This is a genomic window from Actinospica sp. (genome assembly GCF_035552695.1).
Classification (GTDB): Bacteria; Actinomycetota; Actinomycetes; order Streptomycetales; family Catenulisporaceae; genus Actinospica.
The window spans coordinates 1-7,604 of the sequence record NZ_DASZKT010000052.1 but is presented as its reverse complement, the minus strand read 5'-3'; the positions used below and the strand labels follow the sequence as shown (position 1 = coordinate 7,604).

6 protein-coding genes are annotated in these 7,604 nt (G+C 70.5%); 2 read left to right on the top strand and 4 right to left on the bottom strand.

What is annotated here, in order from left to right:
- Window positions 1-13: 13 nt before the first annotated feature.
- Complete coding sequence (locus tag VG296_RS08295; RefSeq protein WP_349259493.1) at window positions 14-718, top strand: TetR family transcriptional regulator; 705 nt, start codon at window positions 14-16, stop codon at window positions 716-718.
- Between the two features lie 294 nt (window positions 719-1,012).
- Here VG296_RS08295 and VG296_RS08290 read toward each other — a convergent pair whose 3' ends face one another.
- Window positions 1,013-1,498 (bottom strand): helix-turn-helix domain-containing protein, encoded by a 486-nt coding sequence (locus tag VG296_RS08290; protein WP_325564780.1) that lies wholly within the window; start codon window positions 1,496-1,498, stop codon window positions 1,013-1,015.
- Between the two features lie 54 nt (window positions 1,499-1,552).
- Between VG296_RS08290 and VG296_RS08285 the strand changes: the two genes are divergently transcribed.
- Window positions 1,553-2,974, top strand: coding sequence for an MFS transporter (locus VG296_RS08285; RefSeq protein WP_325564778.1), 1,422 nt, complete (start codon window positions 1,553-1,555; stop codon window positions 2,972-2,974).
- 12 nt (window positions 2,975-2,986) lie between these two features.
- Here VG296_RS08285 and VG296_RS08280 read toward each other — a convergent pair whose 3' ends face one another.
- From VG296_RS08280 to VG296_RS08270, 3 genes are all read right to left on the bottom strand, one after another.
- Complete coding sequence (locus VG296_RS08280) at window positions 2,987-3,325, bottom strand: hypothetical protein (protein WP_325564776.1); 339 nt, start codon at window positions 3,323-3,325, stop codon at window positions 2,987-2,989.
- Between the two features lie 45 nt (window positions 3,326-3,370).
- The gene (locus VG296_RS08275) at window positions 3,371-4,000 is read right to left on the bottom strand and encodes a DUF3887 domain-containing protein (RefSeq protein ID WP_325564774.1); all 630 of its coding nucleotides are present in this window, start codon (window positions 3,998-4,000) and stop codon (window positions 3,371-3,373) included.
- 84 nt (window positions 4,001-4,084) lie between these two features.
- Entirely contained in the window at window positions 4,085-7,492 is a 3,408-nt protein-coding gene (locus VG296_RS08270; protein ID WP_325564772.1) for a tetratricopeptide repeat protein, read from the bottom strand.
- Window positions 7,493-7,604: the final 112 nt, after the last annotated feature.

The window sequence follows — 7,604 nt, the reverse complement described above, 5'->3', positions numbered from 1 at the left end:
GTATGCTTGGACGGTGACCGATCTCGCCTTCGAACGTGCCCGCACCCCCGAGGCCAAGCGTGCCCGGCAGGAGACGATCCTGGCCGCCGCCGCTCGGCTCGCCGCCGCCGGCAGCGTGCGCGAGGTGACCGCGAGCGCCATCGCCGACGAGGTCGGCATGCACAAGTCGGCGATGCTGCGCTACTTCGAGACGCGCGAGGACATCTTCCTGCAGTTGGCGGCCAACGCGTGGGGCGAGTGGTCGGCGGCGGTGCGCACCGCACTCGAAGATCTCGCCGCCCGCCCCACCGCCGGACACCGCGAAGCGGACCAGGCCGCGCAGGAGATCGCCGCCGTACTCGCGCACTCGCTGGTTGCCCGTCCGCTGTTCTGCGACCTGCTCGCGCACACACCGCTGAACCTGGAGCGCAACGTCTCGCTGGAGAAGGTCAAGGCATTCAAGACGCGCGCCCTCGCCGGTGTCGCCGAGGTCGGCTCCGCGCTCTGCACGGTCACCCCGCTGCGACTCGACCAGGCGCGCGGCGTCGTCGCCACCGCAACTTCGATGGCCGCGGCGATGTGGCAGATGGCCGCCCCCGGCACGAAGCTGCGCGCCTTCTACGAATCCGAACCCGACCTCGCCCACGCCGTCGTCGACGTCGAGCCCCAGCTGACCGACATCATCAGTGCCCTGATTACCGGGTACACCGCGCGCTTGACTCGGCCCGAGCCGAATTGAGGCACATCCGTCGTGCGGCCACCGTGCGGAAGCCCCTGATCGCCCGCCAGGTCAATGCGGGCCGGAAACGTTTACGGAAACTGGTTCGGTGGAAGTATTGAAACTTCGCGTACGACTTGTCAAGGCTCTGGCCGACGGTATTTTTCAGTCGGCTCGGACAGTTGGCGCCGCGCGCCGCCCCCGCGCGCCACGGCAGAAGCCGGAGAGCCCGCCCCGCTCCCCGGGCGGCGCTTCACTTCGGGCTGACGGCGAAGCGCGGCTTGACAGGAGGCTGATAGTCCACCTGGGCGGCGGTCACCGCTTGGATGTCACCGCCGACTCGACGATGCCGTCGAGGTCCCCCGGGCCGGGCATGGCGTGCACGTCCCCGGCGCTCATGCGCTCGCCGCACTGCGAGCAGGTCGGCACCGGCTGGGTGACCATCCCGCAGGACTCGTGGACCACCAGCATCGGCGGGCCGTCGGGGGCGGCGTGCTTGTCTCCCCATTGGCGCATGGCGGTCAGCACCGGCCACAGGTCGCGCCCCTTGGGCGTCAGGCGGTACTCGTAGCGGGAGGGGTGCTCGCTGTAGAGGACCTTTTCGAGCACGCCCTCATCGACCAGCCAGGTGAGGCGGGCGTTGAGGATGTTGCGGGAGATGCCCATGCGCTCCTGGAACTGGTCGAAGCGCGTGATGCCCAAGAAGGCATCTCGGACGATCAGCATCGTCCACCATTCGCCCACTACCTCGAGGCACTGGGCCACCGAGCAGTGCATGTCGGCGAAGCTCTTCCGTTCCATGGGATCGAGATTAGTGGGTTGCGTCATAGAACTCCACCTCATAGGGTCAGTTCTATGACGCTATCGACTCGATCGGCCGACGCCGCCGCCTCCCCGCCAGGTTCGAAGCCGGCCGGCAGCCCCCGCGAGGTCCTCCTCATCGTCTGCGCCGGGGTCGTCCTGTCGAGCCTGGACCTGTTCATCGTCAACGTGGCCCTGCCGAAGATCGCTGTGGACCTGCACGCCCGCGATCTGTCGGAGCTGTCGTGGATCCTCAACGCCTACGCCATCGTCTACGCGTCGCTGCTGGTCTTCTTCGGACGTCTGGCCGACCGCTTCCGGCGGGATCGGGCCTTCCTGCTGGGCGTGGCGGTGTTCACCGTGGCCTCGGCCGCGTGCGCGCTCTCGACAGACGTCGGAATGCTGATCGGTTTCCGGGTGCTCCAGGCCGCCGGGGCCGCCCTGGTGACTCCCACCTCGCTGGGGCTGGTGTTGGCCTCCTATCCGGCGGAGCGGCGCAACGGCGCGGTGCGGGCCTGGACCGCGGTGGGCGGGGTCGCCGCGGCCATCGGCCCCGTGGTCGGCGGGCTTTTGGTGGCGGCCAGTTGGCGCTGGGTGTTCCTGGTCAACGTCCCGATCGGCATCGCGGCCCTGGTGGTGGGTTGGCGGCGGCTGCCCGAAGTCCCCGGCCACCCCGTCGAGCGTCCCGATCCGCTGGGCGTGGTGCTGGTCACGGCGGGTGTGGGCGCCCTGACCTTCGGCTTGGTCAAGGGGTCCGACTGGGGCTGGGCAGCGGCCCGAACCGACGGGATCCTGGTCGGGGCGGTCGTACTCCTGGCCGGCTTCGTCTGGCACTGCCTGCATGGCCGCAGCCCACTGATCCGCCCCGAACTGTTCCGCGCCCACGGCTTCATCGGGGCGTCGGCGGTGGCGGTCTTCTTCTCAGCGTCCTTCGGAGCGATGCTCCTGTCCATCGTCCTGTGGGAGCAAGGGGCCTGGCACTGGTCGGCACTGCGCACGGGCCTGGCGATCGCGCCCGGACCGTTGATGGTGCCCATCGTGGCCTTCGGTATCGGCGGCCGGCTCATCCGCCGCTACGGACCGGCGCCGGTCATCGCGTTCGGGAGCCTGGCCTTCGCCGCCAGCACGGCGTGGTGGGCGCTCGCGATCACCGCAACCCCCGACTATGTCCGGGGAGTACTCGGAGGCATGCTGCTCACCGGGATCGGCGTAGGCCTCGTCCTGCCGACGATGATGGGCGCCGCCACCGCGGCGTTGCCTCCCCACTCGTTCGCCACCGGCTCCGCGGTGATCAACATGATCCGCCAGACCGGGCTCGCGCTGGGAGTGGCCGTCCTGATCGCCGTGCTCGGCACGGCGGTCGACCAACCGACACCGGCGCTAGCTCCCTTCCAGCACGGGTGGTGGGTCACCGCCGCGCTTTCCGCCGCCGGGGTGCCCGCCGTCGCGCTACTGCGCCGTCCTCAACCGTCCTGACCTGCGGTCAGTTCACCTGGCTGTGCGGTGGTCGGTGATGATGCTCTCGACGGCTTCCGGGTCGTCCGGAGTGATCGTGGGGAACACGCGGCTTCCGATGTCGATCACCAGCGCCAACTCCTTCTTGGGGCGCCCGGCGTCGAAGTTCCACCAGTGGATGAAGTCGCCCGAGCCCCAAATCCGCCACCGGCGAATCTTGTTCACGCCGGTCATGGGGAGTCTTTCGACGCCTCTGATCGAGCTGTAGGCGATCCGCTTGGCCCCCCAGGGGTAGTACCGGCGGATGGTCAACTCCTTGTCGTCGCAGAGGATCCCGCCGTCCTCGTAGGCGGTCGCGCGTTCATGGTTCATCTTGGCCTCCTGGTGTTTGCTTGCGCCTGAGTCAGTGCGGCGGTTTCACGGCGTGTCGGGGGCGAGGATGAAGAACCCGGCGACCTTCTCGTCGGTGTCGAGAGCGACCCGCGCCTTCATGTCGCCGGCCTCGTAGCGCAGCGGAACATCGACAACCGTGTGGTCGCCGATGCGGCGGATGAACGGTTCGCCCTGGCCGAAGGCTTCGAACGCGCCGACGAGGCCGGCGACGGTGGCCAGGGCGTCGCCCCGGACCTTGTCGGTGAAGGCCTCCAGGACCTGCGCGTTGAAGGACGGCCTGGCCTCGTCCATGCGTCCTTCGAGGACGGCCGTGACGATCTCGATCGCGCGTTGCGCGGCGTCGGCCATGCGCACTGTCTTGTCCATGGGTTCTCCGGTCCGAGGGTCGATGGGCTTGCCGAACCGCTGGAAGGCGGCCTGACGGGTGACTCCGAGCAGGTCTCCGATCTCCTGCCAGGTGTGGCCGGCGTCCCGGCTCTGCTGCACGGACAGCTTGAGCAGCTGCTCCGCCAGGTCGTCGACCTTCCGGGCACGCCGGACCAGATCGAGATAGGCGGGTGACGCCAGCGGGCTGCCCGCCGCTTCTGCCAGCGCCGCGGCCTGCTCGGCCAGCCGGGCGCTCAGGACCTTGAACGTATCGGGAGAATCGGCCACACGTAAAGGATGCGTTTACAGCCCTCCCCTGTCAAGGGATCCTTTACGGCTCGGGCGTCGGTCGCTTTCGGGTCAGTGAGCTGATCACCGTGAGCTCGGCCGAAGCCGGGACTCCACGCGTTCCGCGTCGGCCGCAGCGCCGAGACGCCGGTAGATCTCAAGTGCCTGATCAAAGTGTTCGGCGGCCTGTTGCGCATCGCCGGAGGCGAGGTGGTGCTCGGCGATGCCTTCGAGCGAGATCGCCTCGTCGTCCGGCTTGTTCAGTTCCCGGTTCATCGCCAGTGCCTCCTCGTAGAGCGCGAGCGCACGGGCGTTCTCGCCGGCCGCGGCGAGGGCTGCGGCGTAGTGGTTGAGCGCCCACGACTCGCCGCCCCGGCTGCCGATCTCGCGAAAGATCTCCAGCGAGCGCGCGAGTTCGGCGATGGCGCCGCGGCTGTCCCCGGTCAGTTGGCGCACGCGTCCCACCTCGGCCAGGGCGATGGCCTCGCCGAGGCGGTTGTCCGTCTCGCGGGTGATCTTCAGGGCCTCCCGCGCGGCGTCGGCGGCCCTCGGCAGGTCGCCCACCATGCGCAGTGCGCGCCCCAGGTCGACGAGGGCGTTTGCCTGGCTGTAGCGGTGGCCGAGCTGGCGGACGATATCCAGGGATTGCGACGCGGCGTCGATGGCCGCCGGATAGTCTCCGGCCAGCTGGTGCAGGCGTCCCAGGTCGTTGAGGGCGGCGGCCTGCCCCAGGCGGTTGCCGATCTCCCGGTAGATCTGCAGCGCCTGGCTCTGCGCTTCCCCGGCCCCGGAGAAGTCGCCGGTCCACTCGCGAACGCGCCCCAGGTCGTTGAGCGCGTGGGCCTGGCCGAGGCGGTGCCCGAGCTCCCGGTAGATCTCAAAGCACTGCGTCGCGGCGTCGGCGGCCCCGGGAAGGTCCCCGACCTGTTCCCGAGCGCGTCCCAGCTCGCTCAGCGCGTTGGCCTGGCCGAGGCGCTCGCCGAGCTCCCGGTAGATCTCCAAGGCCTGCGACTGGGCCTCGACGTCCGCCGGATAGTCGCCGGTCGAGAACCGCATGCGTCCCAGGTCGTTCAGGGCGTTGGCGTGGCCGAGACTGTGGCCGGACTCCCGGTGCAGCTCCAGAGAACGCTGTACCGAACCGATGGCCCCGGGAAGGTCTCCGGCCACGGCCCTGACCCGTCCGAGTTCGGTCAACGCGTCGGCGGCGGCCGCGGGTCGGCCTTGCCGTTCGGCGGTGTCGACGGCGTTCTGATGCAGGTCGAGAGCATGCTCCCACGGGCCGTCGGTGAGCAGGATCTCGGCCATTCCGGCCGCCAGGGCCACGGCGTGATCCGCACGGTCGTGGCCGCGCGCGTACGTGTGCGCCGCGTCCAGGTTGTGGTACTCGGCGCGCAGCCAGGCCCTGGCGGCGTCCGGGTCGGTCAGCGCGGGGGAGTGCGCGGGCGCCGGTCCCTCGGGCGCGGTCCGCGGACGGCGGGCGATGGGGATCGAGGCGCTCTGGGCGGTGTGCGCGTAGTAGCCGAGCAGCCGATCCACGGCGGCGGCCTGCCCGGACGCCGGGTCCAGTTGCGCCGCCAGGGTACGGGCGTGCGCGCGGATCAGGTCGTGCGCCCGGTACCGGCCCGGCGTGCTCTCGGTCAGCAGGCTGTGTTCCTCGAGGGCTTCGAGCAGTTTCCCGGCCTCCTGCGGATCCGCGTCCAACAGGGCCGCCGCCGCGTACGCGTCGACGCCGGGCCCGGGAATCAGGGCCAGACGACGGTAGAGCGCGCGTCGCTCCGGCGAGAGCGCGAGATAGGACAGGTCGAAGACCGCGGACAGGCTGCGGGAATCGTCGCCGAACGCTGCCAGGTCGCTGCTCCCGAGCCGGTCGGCGAGGCGCTCGGCCACCCGTTCCAGGCTCCAGTCCGGCCCGCCCGTGCGCACGAGGCTCGCGGCGATCACCAGGGCCAGCGGCAGATGCCCGCACAGAGCGGCCACCCGATCGAGCAGCTCGCGTTCGACGGGTGCGGTATTCAGGCGGGCGGCTCGGGACAGCAGCGCGACCGCCTCCCCGGGCGGGAGGAGATCGAGAGCGAGCGGCCAAGCGTCGTCCAGCGCCTTGAGCCGCCGACGACTGGTGACCAGCACCAGACAGGTCTCCGCGGCGGGAATCAGGGGCCGTACCTGGTCCTCGCTCACCGCGTTGTCGAGCAGAATCAGGGTACGGGTATCCGCGAGGCGCGAGCGATAGAGCGCGGCCCGGGCGCCGACGTCCGCGGGGATCGCCCGCGGCGGCACGCCCATGCTGGACAGGAGCGCGGCCAACGCGTCGCCCGGTTCGCGCGGCGGCGTGTTCCGGGCGTGGCCGTAGAGATCCAGGAACAGCTGGCCGTCGGGGAATTGCCGAGCCAGCCGGTGCGCCGCGTGGACGGCCAGGGTCGTCTTGCCCACGCCGCCCATCCCGTCGATCGCGGAGATCACGACCGTCCCCGGCACGCCCCTGGTGCGCGCCTGCTCGGCCTGCGCGAACAGGGCTCTGAGTTCGGTCTCGCGGCCGGTGAACAGTCCGGTGTCCGGCGGCAGCTGGCGCGGACCGCCGGTATTCGCCGTCGGCGTTCGCGGTGCCGGCGGCAGCGCGGCGGGCTCCTCGACGATGGTCGTGCCCGGGTACGTCGCGTCGGCGAACTCGGCGCGCAGCCGAGCGAGTCGTTCGCGTACCTCTCGCGCACTCTGCGGGCGCCGCGCGGGATCGCGTTCCAGCAAGCCGGCGACCAGGTCCGTGAGCCCGGGCGGCAATCCGGGGCGGGCCCGATCGAGCCGGGGCGCGTCGCCGCCGACCTTGGCGGCCATCACCTCCCAGCCGGAGTGCCCGGTGAACGGCGCGTGCCCGGTGAGCATGGCGAACAGCACCCCACCCAGCGCGTACACGTCAGAACGCGCATCCCCGCGCTCCGCGGTGAACTGCTCGGGAGCCGCGTACTCCAGCGTCGCGGCCGGGGCCAGGCGCGAGGAGGCCACGACGGAGAGCCGGGCCCGCAGGAAGCCCGCGATCCCGAAGTCGACCACCTTCGCCGAGCCCGCGGCGGTGATCATCACGTTGCGCGGCTTGATATCGAAGTGCACGACGCCGGCCTGGTGGGTGGCCGCCAACGCCGAGCAGATCTGCTCCGCCAGCTCAAGGGCGCGGGCAAGTGGCAGCACGCCTGAGGATTCGATCAGCGTGCTGAGAGGCATCCCCTCAACCAGCTCCATGATCAGGAACAGTGTGTCATCATGCACGCCGCGGTCGTAGAGGGCGACCACGTTCGGATGATTGATCTGCGCGGCCGCCACCGCCTCGCGCTCGAACCGCGCGGACAGATCGTCGGGCGCGTCCTCATCCATCGGCAGCAGCTTGAGCGCGACCTGCCGTTGCAGCACCTGGTCGCGCGCGGCCCAGACCTCGCCCATCCCCCCGCGCCCCAACGGTTCCAGCACCTCGTACCGCCCGGCCAGCAGCGTGCCGTGTTCCACTCCTCGCGCCCTTCCTTGCCACGGGTCATCGGGTTCTACTATTCCCGCCCGCGAGGAATGTAGCGCCCCGTGGCGCTTCAAGACTGCGTCAGACCCCGGAAGGCGGGGCCGA